Source organism: Mesorhizobium cantuariense (assembly GCF_042647205.1).
GTDB classification, from domain to species: Bacteria; Pseudomonadota; Alphaproteobacteria; order Rhizobiales; family Rhizobiaceae; genus Mesorhizobium; species Mesorhizobium cantuariense.
In genome coordinates this window covers 3,440,008-3,459,054 of the sequence record NZ_JBHRVD010000001.1, presented here as the reverse complement: position 1 = coordinate 3,459,054, position 19,047 = coordinate 3,440,008, and the positions used below count along the sequence as shown (strand labels likewise).

19 protein-coding genes are annotated in these 19,047 nt (G+C 63.1%); 9 read left to right on the top strand and 10 right to left on the bottom strand.

The window, feature by feature from the left end; genetic code table 11:
- Positions 1-58: 58 nt before the first annotated feature.
- Both ACFOJ9_RS16725 and ACFOJ9_RS16720 read right to left on the bottom strand, forming a co-directional pair.
- On the bottom strand, positions 59-1,534 hold the full coding sequence (locus tag ACFOJ9_RS16725) for an MDR family MFS transporter (protein WP_378979985.1): 1,476 nt from the start codon (positions 1,532-1,534) through the stop codon (positions 59-61).
- Between the two features lie 218 nt (positions 1,535-1,752).
- Complete coding sequence (locus tag ACFOJ9_RS16720; RefSeq protein WP_378979983.1) at positions 1,753-2,394, bottom strand: DUF922 domain-containing Zn-dependent protease; 642 nt, start codon at positions 2,392-2,394, stop codon at positions 1,753-1,755.
- A 100-nt stretch (positions 2,395-2,494) separates the two neighbouring features.
- Here ACFOJ9_RS16720 and folP point away from each other — a divergent pair, with 100 nt between their 5' ends.
- From folP to folK, 3 genes are read left to right on the top strand one after another with little or no spacing between them, the layout of a single operon-like run.
- On the top strand, positions 2,495-3,346 hold the full coding sequence (folP, locus tag ACFOJ9_RS16715; RefSeq protein WP_378979981.1) for a dihydropteroate synthase: 852 nt from the start codon (positions 2,495-2,497) through the stop codon (positions 3,344-3,346).
- Positions 3,347-3,349: 3 nt separating this feature from the next.
- Complete coding sequence (folB, locus tag ACFOJ9_RS16710; protein WP_258593802.1) at positions 3,350-3,709, top strand: dihydroneopterin aldolase; 360 nt, start codon at positions 3,350-3,352, stop codon at positions 3,707-3,709.
- Complete coding sequence (gene folK, locus ACFOJ9_RS16705) at positions 3,693-4,205, top strand: 2-amino-4-hydroxy-6-hydroxymethyldihydropteridine diphosphokinase (RefSeq protein ID WP_378979978.1); 513 nt, start codon at positions 3,693-3,695, stop codon at positions 4,203-4,205. The genes folB and folK overlap by 17 nt, the downstream gene beginning before the upstream one ends.
- Positions 4,206-4,231: 26 nt before the next feature.
- Here folK and ACFOJ9_RS16700 read toward each other — a convergent pair whose 3' ends face one another.
- Positions 4,232-4,777 carry a DUF924 family protein gene (locus tag ACFOJ9_RS16700; protein ID WP_378979976.1) on the bottom strand — a complete coding sequence of 182 codons (546 nt, stop codon included), beginning with the start codon at positions 4,775-4,777 and terminating at the stop codon, positions 4,232-4,234.
- Between the two features lie 14 nt (positions 4,778-4,791).
- Positions 4,792-6,627, bottom strand: coding sequence for a monovalent cation:proton antiporter-2 (CPA2) family protein (locus ACFOJ9_RS16695; protein WP_378979974.1), 1,836 nt, complete (start codon positions 6,625-6,627; stop codon positions 4,792-4,794).
- Between the two features lie 159 nt (positions 6,628-6,786).
- Here ACFOJ9_RS16695 and ACFOJ9_RS16690 point away from each other — a divergent pair, with 159 nt between their 5' ends.
- The 3 genes from ACFOJ9_RS16690 (at position 6,787) to ACFOJ9_RS16680 (ending at position 9,492) form a co-directional block, all read left to right on the top strand.
- Positions 6,787-7,776: an AraC family transcriptional regulator gene (locus ACFOJ9_RS16690; protein WP_378979972.1), complete on the top strand. Its 990-nt coding sequence runs from the start codon at positions 6,787-6,789 to the stop codon at positions 7,774-7,776.
- A gap of 59 nt (positions 7,777-7,835) precedes the next feature.
- On the top strand, positions 7,836-9,044 hold the full coding sequence (locus ACFOJ9_RS16685; RefSeq protein ID WP_378979970.1) for an MFS transporter: 1,209 nt from the start codon (positions 7,836-7,838) through the stop codon (positions 9,042-9,044).
- Positions 9,045-9,225: 181 nt separating this feature from the next.
- Positions 9,226-9,492 (top strand): hypothetical protein, encoded by a 267-nt coding sequence (locus ACFOJ9_RS16680; protein WP_292179208.1) that lies wholly within the window; start codon positions 9,226-9,228, stop codon positions 9,490-9,492.
- A 91-nt stretch (positions 9,493-9,583) separates the two neighbouring features.
- Here ACFOJ9_RS16680 and ACFOJ9_RS16675 read toward each other — a convergent pair whose 3' ends face one another.
- The 4 genes from ACFOJ9_RS16675 to ACFOJ9_RS16660 all read right to left on the bottom strand — a co-directional run bounded on the left by ACFOJ9_RS16675 (position 9,584) and on the right by ACFOJ9_RS16660 (position 13,414).
- Positions 9,584-10,138 carry a hypothetical protein gene (locus ACFOJ9_RS16675; protein WP_378979969.1) on the bottom strand — a complete coding sequence of 185 codons (555 nt, stop codon included), beginning with the start codon at positions 10,136-10,138 and terminating at the stop codon, positions 9,584-9,586.
- 124 nt (positions 10,139-10,262) lie between these two features.
- The gene (locus tag ACFOJ9_RS16670) at positions 10,263-11,372 is read right to left on the bottom strand and encodes a YcjF family protein (protein WP_378979967.1); all 1,110 of its coding nucleotides are present in this window, start codon (positions 11,370-11,372) and stop codon (positions 10,263-10,265) included.
- Complete coding sequence (locus tag ACFOJ9_RS16665; RefSeq protein ID WP_378979965.1) at positions 11,369-12,847, bottom strand: YcjX family GTP-binding protein; 1,479 nt, start codon at positions 12,845-12,847, stop codon at positions 11,369-11,371. Before ACFOJ9_RS16665 ends, ACFOJ9_RS16670 begins: the two co-directional genes overlap by 4 nt.
- Positions 12,848-12,910: 63 nt before the next feature.
- Complete coding sequence (locus ACFOJ9_RS16660; protein WP_378979963.1) at positions 12,911-13,414, bottom strand: SixA phosphatase family protein; 504 nt, start codon at positions 13,412-13,414, stop codon at positions 12,911-12,913.
- A gap of 334 nt (positions 13,415-13,748) precedes the next feature.
- Here ACFOJ9_RS16660 and dksA point away from each other — a divergent pair, with 334 nt between their 5' ends.
- The gene (dksA, locus tag ACFOJ9_RS16655) at positions 13,749-14,165 is read left to right on the top strand and encodes an RNA polymerase-binding protein DksA (RefSeq protein WP_013531862.1); all 417 of its coding nucleotides are present in this window, start codon (positions 13,749-13,751) and stop codon (positions 14,163-14,165) included.
- Positions 14,166-14,301: 136 nt separating this feature from the next.
- On the opposite strand, the gene ACFOJ9_RS16650 is transcribed toward dksA, so the two are convergent.
- On the bottom strand, positions 14,302-15,051 hold the full coding sequence (locus ACFOJ9_RS16650) for a hypothetical protein (RefSeq protein WP_378979960.1): 750 nt from the start codon (positions 15,049-15,051) through the stop codon (positions 14,302-14,304).
- Between the two features lie 223 nt (positions 15,052-15,274).
- Here ACFOJ9_RS16650 and cckA point away from each other — a divergent pair, with 223 nt between their 5' ends.
- A complete protein-coding gene (gene cckA, locus ACFOJ9_RS16645; protein WP_378979958.1) occupies positions 15,275-17,848 on the top strand; it encodes a cell cycle histidine kinase CckA in 2,574 nt (857 codons plus the stop codon).
- A gap of 87 nt (positions 17,849-17,935) precedes the next feature.
- Positions 17,936-18,643 (top strand): purine-nucleoside phosphorylase, encoded by a 708-nt coding sequence (locus ACFOJ9_RS16640; protein WP_378979956.1) that lies wholly within the window; start codon positions 17,936-17,938, stop codon positions 18,641-18,643.
- Here ACFOJ9_RS16640 and ACFOJ9_RS16635 read toward each other — a convergent pair.
- Entirely contained in the window at positions 18,640-18,945 is a 306-nt protein-coding gene (locus tag ACFOJ9_RS16635) for a ribbon-helix-helix domain-containing protein (protein WP_013531854.1), read from the bottom strand. The genes ACFOJ9_RS16640 and ACFOJ9_RS16635 overlap by 4 nt on opposite strands.
- Between the last annotated feature and the right edge of the window lie 102 nt (positions 18,946-19,047).

Genomic DNA, 19,047 nt, shown 5'->3' with positions numbered 1-19,047 from the left:
CTTTGTTTTCATGCATGTCGTTGCCCCAAAACCGCTGCACACTTTTGGGCGACATGCATCAGTCAGCCAGCACCGGAGCCTCGGGACGGCCGCGCAGTGGCTTTTCCGGCATCAGCACGAGCGCGACGAGCGCCATGACCAGCATCGCAGCCGCGACGAAGAAGATCATCACGAATGCCTTGGCCTCGACGGCGGTGCTGGCCGCCTGGGTCCCTTCTCCGGCAAGCGGCAGGCCGTAGCCGAGCGCGACCGCACCAAGGATGGCGACGCCAAGCGCGCTGCCCAAAGAACGAAGGAAGGTCAGTACGCCGGTGGCGACGCCGAGATGGGTCTGATCGACGGCATTCTGAACCGACACGGTGGCAACCGGAAATGTCGTGCCGCTGCCCAGGCCGATGCAGGTCGTCAGAATCTCGACGATCAGCAGCGAAGCATGTCCCGCCACCAGGCTGAGTATGCCCAGGCACAGGATGGCGAAGGTCACTCCGACCATCGCGATCCGCTTGTAGTGAACGAACCGGGAAATCGTGCGGCCGCTGAATGTCGCGCCCGCAACGGTGCCGAGCATGAGCCCAAGCATGGCGGTTCCCGATCCACTGGCCGAAAGCCCGAGGATCGACTGCAAGTAGACCGGCAGATAGACCGCGAGCCCGATATTGGCGGCCTGCAGCAGGAACAATGACAACGTGCCGGCAAGGACGATCGGGTTGCCAAGCACTTCGAGCGAGATCAGCGGTTCGGCTGCGCGCAGCAGCCGCAACGCAAAGGCGCTCCAGATGACCGCCGAACAGGCGAGCAGTCCAAGGATTTCGCGTGACAGCCATGGATATTCGCTGCCACCCCAGTTCAACGCCAGCAACAGCAAGGCGGTGGCCGCGACGAGCAGCAACGCGCCGAGGCCATCGATGCGATGGTGTTTTGCCGCGATCGGCAGCTTTCTCAGCGGCTTGTTGATGATGGCCATGGCGACGAGACCAAGGGGGATGTTGATCCAAAAGATCAGCGACCAGTGCAGATGCTCGGCGAAGGTGCCGCCCAAAAGCGGTCCTGCGATGCTGGCGACCGCCCAGGTTCCCGCGATCCAGGCCGAGTAGCGCGCGCGCTCGCGCGGCGGCACGAGGTCACCGATCACGGTCTGCGCCAGCGCAAACAGGCCGCCGCCGCCGGCGCCCTGAATCGCGCGGCCGACGATCAGAACCAGCATGTTAGGCGCCATGGCGCTGACCAGGGATCCGGCAAGGAAGATGAGGATTGCCGCGTAAATCGTTGGCCGGCGACCATAAACGTCCGATATCTTGCCATAGAGCGGCGCCATCGCGGTGGCGGTCAACAGGTAACCGGTCACAATCCAGGGCAGATATTCGGCATGGCCGAGCAGGCGCGCCATGGTCGGCATCGCCGGTGCGACAATGGTCTGGTCAAGCGCGGCCAGTAGCATCGACAGGAGTACGCCACCAATGATGGCGTTCTTTTCGCTTTCACTGAGAGGCGCGTCGGTCTTCACCACCGTCTGACTATCGACAGTCTGGTCCATTTTATTCATCCGTATGTTTACGGCTGGCCGGCGTCATCAGCCGTTCCTGTGCGTTGAACGCGTAAGCCGCATTGATCTTTCGAAGGTTGCCTTGGCGAACCTGACATATGTCGTCCCGTATAGGCCGATTTCGACCTGCGCTCGAAAATTTTTCGAAGCTGGCACTACGCTTCAGCGCAATTGGCCTGCGCCGCCGCCATTCAACGCGTCGGCAGGATTCAGGTCGGCGGCAATCGGCCGTTCCCGATGCGCTCCATCCGGTAGCGCAGCAGCCTCAGGATGCGGCTTTCGAAATTGACGCTTTCGACACGGTCGAACTGGATCTGGGCCCGGTCGTGCCTGGCAAGAACGGCCGCGGTGATTGCGGCGGCCTTGGCCTTGGCGGCGTTGCAGTTCTTTTGTGGGTAGGTGGCCTTCAGCGCCTCTTCGAGTTCGCCGCCATGGTTCTTGGCGATCTCGACGTGTCGCTCCTCATGGCGCTTGATGTCGGCGGACAGCGTGTCCCAGAACAGCCTGACATCGGCATCGGCCTTGCGTGGGCGGCGCCACTCGGGGAGGATCACCTTCACCTTGACGGTCACCACGGCGTCGGCGATCCGGCAGGCGTTCGATGTCTGCGCATAACTGATACGGGTGGTGAACGCCATCTGCGTGGCGCCCGGGTGACGCGTGCCCGTGCTTTTCACCTCCGGCCCGCGTTTGGAAAGCTGTGCCTCAATGTCTTCGAGCGTGCTGCCGCCAATGGCGAAATAGCTGTAAGTCTTGACGAGATTGGCCGCACCCGCCGGGAGCGGGGTCATGGCGAGCAGCAGCGCGCCGGCCAAGGATTGTTTCACGCCAAGCATGGATCGTTTCATCATGTTGCCTCTTCGACCACCTTGCTTTACGGCCGTTGCCGACGCAACGGAATTGATCCACCGGGGATCACACATGGTTGATGAACTCCATGGTTGATGAGCAATGACGGCCAGGCGATGGCGGTTGGCGCATGGGCGCTATCTCGACCTTGGCGGCAAGGCCGTGGTCGTCGGCATCCTCAATGTCACGCCTGACAGTTTTTCCGACGGCGGTCTGTTCGATGCTCCCGAAAAAGCGCTGGTCCAGGCACGACGCATGATCGGGGAAGGGGCATTGGTCGTCGATGTCGGCGGAGAATCGACCCGCCCCGGTGCCGCCGCGGTATCGGCCAGCCAGGAACAGGCCCGCATCCTGCCGGTGATCGAAGCGCTGGCGGGCACCAAGGAGGTGCTGATTTCGGTCGACACCTATCGCGCCGACACGGCGCGGCTTGCGGTTGCCGCCGGCGCGCATATCGTCAACGATGTCTGGGGCTTGCAGCGCGAGCCCGACATTGCACGTGTCGCCGCCGATACCGGCGCCGGGCTTGTCATCATGCATACCGGGCGGGATCGCCAGAAGCTGCCGGACGTGATTGCCGATCAACTGGAATTCCTGCGAAAATCGCTGGAAATCGCCCGCCAGAACGGCGTTGCCGACGATCAAATCGTGCTCGATCCCGGATTCGGCTTCGCCAAGGAGACGGCGGAGGAAAATCTCGACCTGATGGCTCGCTTTTCGGAGTTGCATACGCTCGGCTTGCCGCTGATGGCCGGAACGTCGCGAAAACGCTTCATCGGCACGGTCACCGGCCGCGATGCGGCCGACAGAGGTGTCGGAACGGCGGCGACCAGCGTCATCCTGAGGCTCAAGGGCGCCGATCTGTTTCGCGTCCACGATGTCGCATTCAACGTGGACGCATTGGCGCTCGCAGATGCTATGCTGGCGCGTCAAACCGACTGGGCGAGAAACTGAGCGATGTATGTCATCCGCATGAAGAACTGCGCTTTCTTTGCCCGGCACGGCGTGCTGGACGAGGAGGAAAGGCTTGGCCAGCGCTTCTATGTCGATGCCGCTCTCACCGTCGATCCCGGCCGGGCGCTTGTTGACGATTCCATCGAGGATACCGTCAACTACGGCATCGCCTTCACGGTGATCGAAAAGATTATCACCGGGCAGCGCCGTTTTCTGATCGAGTCCCTGGCGCTCGAAGTGGCCCGTGCTCTGACGGCGCGTTTTCCGCAGATCAAGAAAGCCGAGATCACGGTGCGCAAGCCGAACGCCCCGGTGCCCGGCGTGCTCGATTACGTCGAGGTGACCGTTGTCTGGCCCGAATAGCACGGTCTATCTCAGCCTTGGCGGCAATCTTGGCGACCCGGCGAAATCAATGGGCGCGGCGCTGCGCATGCTGGATGCCGACGCGGATACGCGTGTCACCGGCGTCTCCTCGCTCTATCGCACGCCGCCCTGGGGCAAGCTCGATCAGCCTGACTTTCTCAATGCGGCTGCCGAAATTTCCACCGGACTTGCTCCGCGCGCCTTGCTCGACCTTTGCCTCGACGCCGAACGCAAGCTGAAGCGGGTGCGCGAGGAGCGCTGGGGGCCGCGGCTGATCGATATCGACATTCTGGTGTTCGGCGACCGCGTCATCCACGAGACCGGGCTGGAGGTGCCGCATCCGCGCATGCTGGAGCGCGCCTTCGTGCTGGCGCCGCTGGCCGAGATCGCGCCCGGTCTGGTTGTCGGTGGTCGCAGCATCATGGATCGGCTGGTCGCCGTCGACACGTCTGGCATCGAGCGCTTGTCATCCGGCCGGGATTGGTGGCTGGCCTGACATCTGGATGAGGCGGCAGTCGAACTTTAGCCCGAGAATCCGCCGCCATCCAGGAACGTCTGCTCCTGCGGCGTGGTTTCGCGACCAAGCATCCTGTTTCGGTGCGGAAAACGGCCGAAATTCTGAATAATATCGCGATGTTCGACAGCATACTTCAGGTAGGGTTCGGCCCTGGCCTGGGTCAGATCGACCGATATGTGCTGATCGGCGAGCAGTTCCGAATGCTCGTACGGCAGATAGAGGAAGACGCGGAGTTCTTCCTCGAGCGCCAGATCATGGCCGGCCGCGATCGCCCTCTCGGCGAAATGTCTTGCGAGCGGATCGGTCGCGTACATATGGCCGGTGCCGCGAAAGCAGTTCCGCGGAAACTGGTCGAGCAGGATCATCAGCGCCAGCGCGCCTTCGGCATGCTTCAGCCAGTCGTCGCATTCACGCCGCGCGGCGGCGTAGTGCAGGTCGAGAAAGCGGTCGCGGAAGTCGGCATCGAATGCCTCGTTCTTCTCGAACCAGGCATCCTCGCCGGCATCGCGCCAGAATTTGGTGACCGACAGGGCTCTGCTGTCCAATTCCATGCCTAATTCCTTGCTCAGTCGGCGGGTTCGGATTTGTGCAGCACGCCGGCCGTCTCTTCGTTGAGTGCCTGGCCCGCGCGACGCGGCGTGGAGAGCGGTGTTGGAATCGGCGTGCCGATATTGCCCCGCAAGAAGCGCTGTCCGGCGCGAATGCCTTCGGCGAGCTGGGTTTCGAAGCGGTCGTTGTCGCGGCGTCTGACGTCTTCGATCGTTTCAGCCACGTCTTCCGGATCGACACCCAGCGATTCCAGCGCCGAGCCGCCGAAAATTAGTGCGGATTCGAAGGTTTCACGCAGTTGGTAATCAACGCCGGCGCGAATGAGTTGCAGTGCGGTACCACGATCGAAAGCGCGTGCCAGCACGGTGAGCAAGGGAAACTCAGCCTTGACGAGTTCCGCGATGCGGACGGCAGCATCGGCCTTGTCGACGCAGATCAGCACGGCCCGCGCCCGGCCGGCGCCTGCGGCATGCAGGATATCGAGCCGTGTGCCGTCGCCATAATAGACCTTGAAGCCGAAATCGGCGGCGGCCTGGATCATTTCGACGTCATTGTCGATGATCGAGACATCGATGCCGCGCAGCAGCAGAGGCTGGCTGGCGATCTGGCCGAAGCGGCCGAAGCCAATGACCAGCACGCTGCCGGTCAGGCCATCGGCGACATCGACGCCATCGAGCGACTGTTCGTCGCGCGGCGTCAGATACCGCAACGCGATGATCGCCAGCGGTGTCAGCACCATGGAGATGATGACGATCGCCGTCAGCGTCGCGTTGGCGTTGCCGTCGATGATGCCGACCGCCGCGGCGGCGGAATAGAGGACGAAGGCGAATTCTCCGCCTTGCGCCATGAAGACCGCGCGCTCCAGCGCCTCGCGATGGCCTGACTTCAGGATGCGGGCGACGATGTAGATGCCGAACGCCTTCATCACCATGTAGGCGACGACATAGATGGCAATCAGCCGCCAGTTCGCGGCGACCACATGCAGGTCGAGCGACATGCCGACGGCGAGAAAGAACAGGCCGAGCAGGATGCCGCGGAAAGGTTCGATGTCGGCTTCGAGCTGATGGCGGAAGGTCGATTCCGACAGCAGCACGCCGGCCAGGAAGGCGCCCATCGCCATCGACAGGCCGCTGAGCTGCATGGCGAGCGCGGATCCGAGAACGACCAGAAGCGCTGCCGCCGTCATCACCTCGCGGGCGCGGGCATCCGCCAGGATGCGGAAGAACGGATTGAGCAGATACCGGCCGGCCACCACCAGGCCGACAATCGCGGCAAGGCCGATGCCGACCTCGGTCAGCCGCTCCGACAGGCTGGTGTCTGCCCCACCGGGCGCCAGGAACGCGATCAGGGCCAGCAGCGGCACGATGGCAAGGTCCTCGAGCAGCAGGACCGATACGATGCGCTGGCCTTTCGGCGCGGCGATTTCGCCGCGCTCCTCGAGAAGCTGCATGACGATCGCCGTCGAGGTCAGCACGAAGCCGGCGCCGGCAACGAAGGATTGCGAGATCGGGAAGCCTCCGGCCACACCGACACCGGTGAGCAGGACCGCGCAGACGCCGACCTGCAGCGCGCCGAGGCCGAAGATCTCGCGGCGCAGGCCCCACAGCCGCGACGGCTGCATTTCCAGCCCGATGATGAACAGGAACATCACCACGCCGAGTTCGGCGACATGAAGAATGGCTTCCGATTCGGAAAAGACGCCGAGGCCAAACGGACCGATCACCACACCGGCGGCCAGATAGCCGAGAATGGAGCCGAGGCCCATGCGCTTGAAGATCGGAACGGCGACCACGCCGGCGGCAAGCAGCGCCACCACTTGAATGAGATCGCTGCCCGATGCTTCCGCCGCCATGCCTCTTGTCCCTGTGTCGTACAGCACTCCTTGCATGCAGTGGGAGCGGGAGGCAAGGGTGGGAAGCCTGCCAGGAAGGGTAGGGTGCCGTTGACGCGACCCCTGTTGGAACAACGGTCCCCGCTTGTCTGCCGGACGTTTGGCATCTATATCTGCCAAATGCTTGACCATCCGTCCCGGCCGTCTTCGCCGCCACATATCCCGATGGATGCGCTCAGCGAAGTCCTGCAAGACTTTCGCTTGAATGGCGTCAACTACGGCCGCTGCGAGCTCCGACATCCTTGGAGCATAGAATTTCCGCAACAATCGCTGCTTCGGTTTCATTTTGTCGGCCAGGGTCCATGCTGGATTCATACCGAAGCGCAAGGCTGGCAAGAGTTGCGCGACGGCGATCTGGTGCTGCTGCCGCAAGGTATCGCCCATCGGCTGGCGAGCGCGCCGGACGTGGTGGGCGACTCGCTCAAGGATTGCCAGGTGATCAAGTTGGGGGGCAACGTCTGCGAAGTGGTAAGGCAGGGAACGGGCGCGACAAGCACGCTTTTCTGCGGCTCGATGGCCTTGGACTCCTGTGCGCTTAACCCATTGATCACGTTGATGCCGCCTGTCATCAAGGGTTGTGACGTGGCTGGCAATGACCCGGTGGTTGGCCCTTTGCTGGCGGCTATGACGGCGGAGGCCGCACAACCTCAGATGGGGAGCGCCACTATCTTGTCGCGTATGGCGGACCTGCTGACAGCCCGGCTCATCCGCTGCTGGGTCAATTGCAATGGAGCCTCGACCACCGGTTGGCTCGCAGCCATCCGCGACCCGCATATCGGCCGCGCTCTGGCAGCCATGCACAAAGACCCGGGCCATAATTGGACGCTGCAAAGCCTCGCCGGCGTCGCAGGCCAATCGCGATCGATTTTCGCCGAGCGTTTCAGCGCTGTATTGGGGGAGGGTGCTGCGCGCTATCTCGCCCGCCTGCGCATGCAGCTTGCCCGCGAGTTGCTGGGCCAAAACGGCATGTCGGTTGCCGAGGTCGCTACCCGTTTGGGCTATGATTCCGAGGCATCCTTCGCCCGCGCGTTCAAGCGCATCACCAATGTCTCGCCGGGCGTTGTGCGTCGCACAATTCCCGGACGAATAGATATGAATTTCGGATTGTGAGATACATATCATCCGGAAGGACTCGTCTATGAAGGTCTCCAAACTTTGGAGATCCTTCCGTGACTGACACAACATTACAGCTTGAAGACGCCGCGATCGGCCTTGATGCCGCTGCTCCAGCCGCATGGAGCGCAGCCACCTGGTTCGCGGTCCTTTCGTTGGCGGCCACCAGCTTTGCCCTGGTGTCCGCCGAATTCCTGCCGGCAGGTCTGTTGACGCCAATGGCGCGCGATCTCGGCATCAGCGAGGGGACGGCCGGGCAGGTCGTCACCGCCACCGCTTCCGTCGGCGCCGTGACGGCCATGTTGAGCAATGTTCTCATCGGCCGATTGAACCGCAAGACGGTGCTTGTTGGCCTCATGGCCTTGGCGGTCGGGTCCAATATTCTTGCGGCGTTGGCGCCCAATTTCTGGCTGTTATTGTTAGGCCGGGCCGGGCTGGGGATCGCTCTCAGCGCTTTCTGGGCACTTTCGGTTGCCGTCGTAGCGAGGCTGGTTGGCGCCAATGCGACAGGCCGAGGCATGGCTATCGTCACCCTCGGCGTCTCGCTCGCCACCATTGCCGCGCCGTCGATGGGTGCGTTGATCAGCGACTGGCTGGGATGGCGCAGCGCCATGGCCATGACAGCGGGCCTGGCTGTGTTGGCCATGCTGGCGCAGTTGCTTAGCCTGCCGACCTTGCCGGCAACAGCAAGCAATAGTCTTGCAGACGTATTTCGGCTGACACGGCGGCGCGGCATTCAAATCGGTATGCTGGCTATTGTCTTGCTGATGACGGGGCATTTTGCCGGCTCTGTCTATGTGCGCCCCTTCCTCGAACACGTGACGCTCCTTGCGACCGGTCCAATTGCCCTGGCTCTCCTCGGATTTGGCATCGCCGCTGTGATCGGCAACATTGCCGGCGGCCGCATGGCCGATGCCAATATTCACATGGCTCTCGTGGTCACCGCCGCGTTGATGGCGTTTGCGGCGCTGGCATTGGTGCTTTGGGGCGTGCACATTGGCGTTGCCTTCGGGTTCGTCACGCTTTGGGGCTTCGCCTTCGGCATGGGGCCGGTGGTGCTGCCGACCAATCTGTCGCGTGCGGCACCTGATGCGCTGGAAGCAGCGGGCAGCCTGATGGTCGTCTCTTTCCAAATTGCCATCACCATCGGCGCGGTTGTCGGTGGCTATGTCGTGGACACCTATGGCCCTACAGCGCCTTTGACTCTGACTGCTATCCTTGCCGCATCGACAGCCGTCTTGGCGCTGCTGCAGCCACGCAGCTGAACTTTGCTGCCGCCGACACAATAGCCTGAATCCTGCCGCTGGCGATGTTGCAGGCGCGATACACAAGTTGACACCGGGAACACGTTGCATCTTGCCACAATCGATGGCTAAGGACGCTCGGCTTCGGCCATTGGAGGGTGATCGACGATCAAGTCGCACCCTTTTTGAGGAGATGACTGACATGAAGAAGTTTTTGTTTGTTGCCGTCGGCCTGGCGGTGCTTGCCGGTTCGGCTTGCTCGAAGGCGCCTGAGTGCACGGCGGAGATCGCGACCAAGAAAGCGCAGGACATGGCTACCGCGCTGCAGGAGGCGATCACCAAGGACCCGTCCAAGGCAGCTGATCTGACGGCCAAGGTCCAGGCGGTGACAACCAAGTACCAGGGCGCCACGACGTTGGCCGACGCCTGCAAGGCCTATGACGAAGTGACGGCCGCAATCAAGGGCTAACACCCTGATTCGAGATCAAGGGCTAAGCGCCTGATTCTACCGGTTCAAACAGGCGGCGACCGTTGGGTCGCCGCCTTTTTCTTTGAATTGTTCAGTTCGGCGCGATGGAGCCGACTTCGACGGCGTCGACGCGCTTCAGGCTCATGCCGATCACAGGCACCAACTGGTCGTCGACGCGCACGGCAATGGTCACCGTCATCGAATTGTCGTCGGGGATGCGGGCCTGCATGACGCCGCGCAGCTGGTTGCGGTTGATGGTAAAGACCACCTTGCGGGCGTCGACCACATTGCCGCCGATGATGTCGAGGCCGGAGCCGGTGGCGCCGCCCATGAAGCTGCCCTTGTAGCCCTCGCGGCCCTTGCGCTCGATCTTGGCCGACATCTGCTGGGTGAACATGCCGACCCGGCAGCCGCCGTCGAGCGACATGCCGACCTTGCCGTCCGGCGTGGAGCCGGTGAAGCTGCAGTTGAACTTGGTGCCCTTGTACTTGCCGGCGACGATTTCACCGGGGCCGTTCCATTTGCCTTCGGCCGACTGGAAGAACTGCCTGTCCGGTTCCGCCGCGGAGGCTGCCCCGGCAATGCCGACGACTGCTGTGATCACGGCTGCCAGGGGCAGGAGGCTGGATAGAATTACGCTTTTCATCGACGACATCCGGCAACAAAGAGGCTGTTTGGAACCCGTCTGACCATGAACAAGATTGGTTAATGCTTCGTCACTACGGGGTCGCCGTAAAGCAGTCCGGCAACGATTCCGAAGGTCCAAAGGCTCACTTGCCGGACGGCGCTGTTTCAACATCTTTCCTGGTTGCAAACGATGTCAGCGCCGAGAGGAAATCGCCCAGTCCGGGGCGCTTCGCGGCGCTGAAGGGCAGGGGGCGCGCCGTCTCCATCGCCGCGATGCCGATGCGCGCCGTCATCATGCCGTTGACGACGCCCTCGCCAAGCTTGGCCGAAAGGCGTGCCGCCAGGCCGTGGCCGACGATCTGCTGGACGAAGCTGTCGCCGACCGCGATCGAGCCGGTGACCGCCAGATGCGCCAGCACGCTGCGTGCCAGGCGGAAGAAACCCAGCGTTCCCGGCCGTCCGCCATAGAGTTCCGACAGGCGGCGAATGAGCCGCCCGGCCTCGAACACGACATAGGCAACATCGACAAGTGCGCGCGGACTGACCGCCGTCACCAGCGAGACGCGTTTAGCGGCCTCGAGAATCATCACCTTTGCCCTGGCATCGAGGGGTCCGAGAATTTCGGCCTCGGCCAGGCGTACCAGGTTGCCGCCGTCGATGATTTCGCCGCGCAGTTCGGCCAGCGCGCGTCGGCCGGCCGCGGTCTCGGGCTTGGCCGCGACAAAGGCCGACAATTCGTCGACGACCGATCGGGCTGCCTTGGGATCGTCACGCGCGATCGCATCGAGCGCCCGCTTCTGCAGCTTTTCGACCTCGGCGAGGCGAGCGATGGCCAGGAACTCGCGAATCAGGATCACCACAAGCGCCAGCACTGCGATGGCGGCCATGCCTGCGGCCAGCCAGCCCAGCCATTCGGCGCGCGCAAAGAGGTCGCGTATGAGCTGGTCGGTCCACAGGCCGACCGCCAGCGAAACCAGCACGCCAAAGGCGCCGAAGAAGATGCTGCCGAGCAGCGAGCGCTTCCTGGGGGCGATCGCCGGTGGCGGTTCGGCGGCAATGATATCGGGCTCGTCGAAGACATCGACTTCCGCCGGTATGACCATCGCGACATCGGTCTTCATCGCGCGGGGTTTGCGCTGGGTGTCGGTCTGGGCATGGGTACCAGCCTGGGCGCGGCGCGTCTCCGGCGCTTCTTGTCTCGGTGTGGCTTCCGGCTCGATGCGGAATGCTGCCGGCTTGCGGGGCGCGGTCATGCCAGATGATCTCCGATGAGGAACTGCAAGGCACGGTCGAGCCTGATATGCGGCAGCGACAGCGTGACACCTTCGGCCGTGCGTTCGAGCTTGGGCGGACGGAAACGGACGAAGCGGATTGCCGGGTCCGCGGAGTCCTGCCTGTGATCGGCTCCCGAAACATCGAAAACCGCGTCAATATTCTCCGGTAAGTCACCGGGAAATATGGCTGTTTCTGTCTTTCCATCAAAGGTTTCGCCGTTGATCTTCTCGCCGGCGATCGGCGTGCCGATGATGACGGGAAGCGTCTCCCGGCCCTGCTTCACGGTGCCTTCGCGCGTCGCGCGCACCGCCGCCATGGCGACCACATCGACATCGGCGCCGGTGAAATTCGCCCGCGCCACGGCGCGGTCGGCAAGCCGCCGCACGATCGCCTGGAGGCGGTCATGGCTTTCGTGATGCAGATGGTCGGCCTTGGTCGCGGCAACCAGTATGCGGTCGATGCGCCGCGAGAACAGGTCGGTGAGGAAGCTGCCCCGGCCGGGGCGGAAGCAACTGAGGATCTCGGTCACCGCGCGCTCCAGGTCGGCCATGGCGCCTGGACCGGCGTTCAGCGCCTGCATGGCGTCGATCAGCACGATCTGACGATCGAGACGCGTGATGTGTTCGCGGAAGAACGGCTTGACGACATGCGTCTTGTAGGCCTCGTAACGCCTGTCCATCATGGCGTGCAGCGAGCCCGGGCGCGGACGCCTGTCGCCGACCCCAGCCAGGGGCGCGAAGGTCAGTGCGGGCGAGCCTTCGAGATCGCCAGGCATCAGGAAGCGGCCGGGCGGCAAGGTCGAAAGCGCGCGCTCGTCGAGCTTGCACGCCTTCAGATAGGCGGCGAAGCTCTCGGCCAGGCGGCGCGCCGTCATTTCGTCGGCATCGGCGTTCGGATCGGTCTCCGCCGACAGCGCCCGCCAGGTCTGCGACAGGTACTCGCGCACCGGCAGAACGGCCATTTCGAAGGCTTCGTGCGAAAAATCGGCGAAGGATTTGCCGAGCAGCGGCAGATCGAGCAGCCATTCGCCGGGATAATCGACGATATCGACCGACAGTTTGCCTGAGGAAAACATGCGGCTCCAGCCGGAGGCCGATTCATATTCGATGGTCAGCCGCAATTCCGAAATGGCGCGCGTCGAATCGGGCCAGGCGCGGTCGTTGACCAGGGCGGCGATGTGATCCTCGTACTGGAAGCGCGGCACGGCGTCGTCCGGCTGCTGCTCGAGGAAGGCGCGGGCGATGCGTCCCGATTTCTGCGCCTCGAACAGCGGCAGGCGGCCGCCATGGATCAAATTGTGGACAAGGGCCGATATGAACACCGTCTTGCCGGCGCGGGACAATCCGGTCACGCCGAGGCGCAGCGATGGGGAAAAAAGCCCGGTGGCGCGGCCTGACAGCGTGTCGAGGGCAATCCTCGCCTCGTCGGTGAAGGTGGTCAGCGATGATGCCAAAATATGCTCTCTCGGACTTCGGTCCGTCCGATATAGGCTCTGCAACCTAGCTTTGAAATGGCTTCAGAGATCGGCCGGCGTCAGGAACGCTTCGAGATAGCCGGTGCCCTGGGTGGCCTGGGCAAGGTCACCGTCAAAGCGGACGACCGCCAGAGCCGCGGTCGGGAACCCATGGTTGAGCGTGGCCCGCGCTGTCTCGTCGCCGTCGCCCGAAACCGCCATGGCGAGATCTTCCGTCATCGGGTTGTGACCGATGACCAGCAATGAACCCGACCCGCCATTGTCGCGGATCAGGTGGAGGTAACCGGCCGCGTCCGCGCTGTAGAGCGCGTCGAAGAACAGGACCCGGCCGGTGTCGGTCTGACCGGCCAGGCCTTCCAGCGTCTCCTTGGCGCGTTTGGCGTTGGAGCACAGCGTCAGGCCCGGAACATAGAAGCGGGCGCGCATGGCGGCGCCCATCATTTCGGCATCGGCGCGGCCGGACGCATCGAGCGGGCGATCGAAATCTCGCATGCCGGGCAGCGCCCAACCAGCCTTGGCATGTCGCAACAGATAAAGCCTGCTCACCCAACCTCCGAATGCCGAAGCCTTCCAGGATTAGCCATGAGAACGGCGTTGCGCACAATGGCCCGTGTTCTTCGAACACTGCGAATCACCCATGCTGCGGTGCCGCAAAAGGCGTTGTGCATTGGCCCGAAGATCACGGTCGATCTTCGGAAAGCATGTTTCACCGGATCCAAAGTGTCGCAGCGCTGTTTGGTATCACATCGACCGTACGCTGCTGCAAAGGTGCGCGCCTGTGCACATTGACAATTGCGTGAGACAGCGGCCGATTGCGCTTGTGCAGGCGTCGGGCGACGAATATATAGGCGCCAAATTTGGGGCAGTTTGGGTGAGTCGAATGAACGACATCGTTACCGCCGATTACGTACCCTCCGAAGACGAGCCGTTCATGAACGAGCGGCAGAAATCCTACTTCCGCTCAAAGCTCGTCACCTGGAAGAATGACATATTGCGCGAAGCGCGCGAAACACTGGAAATCCTGCAGCAAGAGAACGCCAACCACCCCGATCTGGCCGATCGCGCCTCATCGGAAACCGATCGCGCCATCGAGCTCAGGGCCCGCGACCGTCAGCGAAAGCTGATTGCAAAGATCGATTCCGCCCTGCAGCGGATCGACGAAGGCACTTACGGCTATTGCGAGGAGACCGGCGAGCCGATCGCGCTTAAGCGGCTCGATGCGCGTCCGATCGCGACGTTGTCGATCGAAGCGCAGGAGCGGCACGAGCGCCGCGAAAAAGTCTACCGCGACGATTGAGGGTCAAGGCCGACAGGCGCACGACCAGCCGCCATGAGCGACGTTGATTTGAAATGGCCGGTTTTCCGGCCATTTTCATGGTTCGGCAAACCAAACCGGTTACGATTTTCGTTTGAAGTAGCGACTCAGCGGCCGCTCATCTCTTCTGGCTGGAAAGTTCGCCGAGAAGCTTCGTCATTTCGTCGTCGAGCGACTGCGGCGCCTTCGCCACCGGTTTGCTCACCGGGCCGCTCGAACGGGGCTGGTCGAGCGACACTTCGAGTTCCCTCATCAGCGTTTCGTCGATGCTGTCCTGTCTTGGCGGCGGCGGTGGTGCATGCCGAACGACATTGGCGTTGGCGGAGCCATAGGCGGGCAGCGGCGTGACATTGGTCGGCTGGTAGCTTGGCGCCGCCGGCTTTGGCGCAGGTGCTGGCGCTGGAGCTGTTTGGCGCGGGCGGGCGGGCGGCGCGGTGTTCACCGGCTGCGGAGCGGGTGCCTGTCTTGCCGGCGGTGGAGCCGGTTGCGGCGGACGCGGCCTTGCTGCGGGGGCTGCAGTGGCCGGCACCGGCTGCAAGCCGCCGTCTCCGGTCAATGCCGGCCGGCGCAGCGCCGAAAGGCGGATATCGCGCTCGACGACGACGTCGGTCGGGCCGCCGATCAGAAGCAGGTGCTCGATGTCGTCGCGGCGTACCAGCACCAACCGGCGATGGCTGTCGACAGCGGTGGCATCCATGACGGCCAGCCGCGTCTTGCGATTCCGGCCGCCGGCGACAAAGGTACCGAACGTCAGATTGCGCACGAGCTTGATGATGACGAGAACGATGACCAGCAGGACAAGTGCTGCAAACGTCCACAACAGTGCTGCGGCATAACCGGGGCCCGCCACGCTATCCAGCCATTGCATTGGTTTCCCCTGATTGCCCTTGGAAGTGACGCGACACTAGACCGTTGCGGCGGGCCACCGCAAGTTGCGTTTCACGCTGGTGAACAGCTAGAAAAACTCCGAAGGCCGGAAGACATCATTTTTATCCGACATTTGCCGCCCAGGCCTTTTCCGGACTAGGAGAATGTGATTCAACCCGCTAGGGGCGGGTGTCGGAACACCGGAATTCACGAGCAGGGGGCACATGGCCAAGGAAGTGCGCGGCGATTTCTATCCGGTACCGATCGTCGACCAGAATACGCGACCGGGCGCGGTCACTCGGCTTATCATTTTCATCGTGGTTCTGACGGGGGCGGCGATCGTTTTCGGCCTGTTCCGCGAACGCCTCGGCGATCCTTTCCTGCTCGGCATGCTCGGCGTGCTGGCGATGATCGGCGTCGGCTTCCTGTTTGCCACAGCCATCGGCTTCGTGCAGGTGACGCCACGCTCGACAGGCGACGAACTGTCGAAATCCTTCGTCGATTCCATGTCGCAGGGCCTTCTCGTCACCGACACCAAGGGCCGTGTCGTCTATGCCAATCGCGCCTATGCCGACATGACCGGAGCGTCGTCGGCGGCCGACCTGAAGACGGTCGAGGGGTTGCTCTCGGATGTTCCTGAAGCCTCGGTGACGATCTATCGCCTGGCATCCGGCCTGCGCGACGGCCAACCGGGCGACGGCGAGTTTCGGCTGGCACAGTCCATTCGGCCCGGCGCCGAGCCCGGCGCCCGCTGGTACAGGGCGCGGGCGCGCGCCTTCAGCGTTCCAGGCCAGCGGCTGCCGATGCTGGCCTGGCAGCTTGCCGACATTTCGCAGGAGCGGGCCGAGCAGGAGCGTTTCTTCCTCGACCTGCAGAAGGCGATCGATCACCTCGACCACGCGCCGGCCGGCTTCTTTTCGGCCGACCAGGAAGGCCGCGTCACCTACATCAACGCCACGCTCGCCGAATGGCTGGGCATCGACCTCACCAGCTTCACGCCCGGTGCCGTCTCCTTGGCCGAAATCGTGGCTGGCGACGGCATGGCGCTGGTCCGCTCGGTCAAGGCCGACCCCGGCACGACACGCAACGCCGTGATCGATCTCGATCTGACGACGATGACGGGCGAGGCGCTACCGGTGCGCTTCATGCATCGCGTTTCGGCCAGCCGCGAAGGCCTCAACGGCCCGACACGCACGATCGTGCTCAACCGCACGCAAGGCGAAGACTCCTCTGCCGATTTGCGGGCCTCGGAAGTGCGCTTCACCCGCTTCTTCAACTCGACACCGATGGCGATCGCCGGCGTCGACCACAACGGGCGTATCCTGCGCACCAATGCGCCGTTCCTGTCGCTGTTTTCATCCGTCGTCGACCGCGACGCCGTCGATCGCCGTGTGCGGCTCGACACGGTGATCCATGAACGCGACCGGCCGACCTTTGCGGCTGCCTTCGAAAAAGCGCAGCAGCGGCAGGCCGACATCGAGCCGATCGATACGCTTCTGCCCGGCAACGACGAGCGGCACATCCGTTTCTACGTCAACGCGGTCGCCGACGGCACCGGCGGCGAGGGCGCCGAGGAGTCGGCCATCGTCTACGCCGTCGAGACGACGGAGCAGAAAGCGCTCGAAGGGCAGATGGCGCAAAGCCAGAAGATGCAGGCGGTCGGCCAGCTTGCCGGCGGCATCGCGCATGATTTCAACAATGTGCTGACCGCCATCATCATGGCGTCTGACCTTCTGTTGACCAACCACCGTCCGTCGGACCCGTCCTTCCCCGACATCATGAACATCAAGCAGAACGCCAACCGGGCGGCTTCACTGGTGCGGCAACTGCTGGCCTTCTCGCGCAAGCAGACGCTGCGGCCGGAAGTGCTCAACCTGACCGACGTGCTCGCCGATCTCAGGATGCTGCTGGCCCGACTGGTCGGCAACGACATCAAGCTGAAAGTCGACCATGGCCGCGACCTCTGGCCGGTCAAGGTCGATATCGGGCAGTTCGAGCAGGTGGTGGTCAACCTTGCGGTCAACGCGCGCGACGCAATGCCGGCGGGTGGCGATCTCACCGTGCGCACCCGCAATGTGACCGCCGAGGAGTGCAAGGCCTTTTCCTACCGCGAACTCGCCCCGGCGGACTATGTCGTGGTCGAAGTCGAGGACACCGGCAGCGGTATCGCGCCCGACGTGCTGAAGAAGATCTTCGAGCCCTTCTTCACCACCAAGGAAGTCGGCAAAGGCACCGGCCTTGGCCTGTCGATGGTCTACGGCATCATCAAGCAGACCGGCGGCTTCATCTTCTGCGATTCCGAAGTCGACAAAGGCTCGACTTTCCGCATTTTCCTGCCGCGCCATATCGCGGAAGCGAAAAAAGCAGGCGAGCCCGACGATGTGCCGGCAGCGCCGGCAAAGGTCGCCGATGCGGCCAAGGATCTGTCGGGCTCGGCCACGGTGCTGCTCGTCGAGGACGAGGACGCCGTGCGCATGGGCGGCATGCGGGCGCTGGTGTCGCGCGGCTATACCGTGCATGAGGCATCCTCGGGCGTCGAGGCGCTGGAAGTGTTCGAGGCGCTGGGCGGCAAGGTCGACATCGTCGTTTCCGACGTGGTGATGCCGGAAATGGACGGGCCGACGCTGCTTGGTGAATTACGCAAGCGCCAGCCGGACATCAAGTTCGTCTTCGTGTCCGGCTATGCCGAGGACGCATTCGCCAGAAACCTGCCCGCCGACGCGCATTTCGGCTTCCTGCCAAAGCCGTTTTCGCTCAAGCAACTGGCGACGATCGTCAAGGATGTGCTGGAGTCTTAGAGTTTCCTGATGTTCTTTCCCTTGCACAACGCCGTGACAACGCCATGATTGCAGGTGAAACGGCAGGCGGGCCTGGGGGAGCAGCGGTTGACGCCACACAACGAAGCGGACAAGGACGATTACGCCGACACGGTGTTGTTGCCGGGCGACCCGCAGCGTGCCGAATGGATGGCGCAGACTTTCCTGGAAGCGCCGCGCTGCATCAATCGCCGACGCGGCGCGCTTGGCTTCACCGGGCTGTTTCGTGGCAAGCCCATCAGCATTCAGGCGACGGGCATCGGTGTTTCATCGTTTCTGATCTATGCGCATGAATTGCTGGACCATTTTGGCGCCCGGACGTTGATCCGTACCGGCACCTGCGGCAGCCTGACCGCAAAGGCAAAACTGCGCAGCCTTGTCATCTCGCAGTCGGCACAGGCGGAAAGCGCCCAGAGCGGTCAGGTTTTTGGCATTTATGAACCCGCCGGCCCGGATCCGGCGCTTCTCGCATGTGCGTTGGCCAAGGCGGCCGAACTTGGCATCGACCATTGTGCCGGCCTGACGGTGTGCAGCGACATCTTCTATCACCCGGAAGGACGCGCCCGTTTTGCCGATGCGCAGGTGGCCGGAGCCCTGGCCGTGGATATGGAAACCAGCGCGCTCTATCGCATCGCCGCGCATTTCGGGGCTCGCGCGCTGTCGATCTGCGTCGTGGTCGACAACATCGAGACCGGCGAACAGACCGACTATTCAGAGCGTCAGGCGCTGTTCACCGACATGGGCCGGCTTGCGCTCGCTGTCGCCGTCGACGGCTAGGCCGCTTCCCGCTTCGGCACCATCTGCTCATCCATCCCTGGCCGATGGCCGCGCAGATAGAGCGCGCAGGTGGTGCGCAGCATCGACGCAAAGTTCGGAATGGCGCCGTTGATCTCGATGGCTTCGTCATAAAGCTTGGAGATGAATTTCGGCGTCGTCAGGTTCTGGTTTTCGGCGATTTCGTCCAGCAACGCCCAGAATGTCGCTTCAAGCTGGATGCTGGTCGAGTGGCCGTCGATGCGAATCGACCGGTTGATCTGGCGATAGCCTTCGGGGTCCTGGCCCGCAAACACCCTGCACATCCGAAAAACCTCCCATGATTGTTGGTCTTGGGTGGACTGGCGTGCAGTTTGATACTGCTTAACCTGTCCCCATATGCACTCTCGGGCAAAATTGCCGGTCCG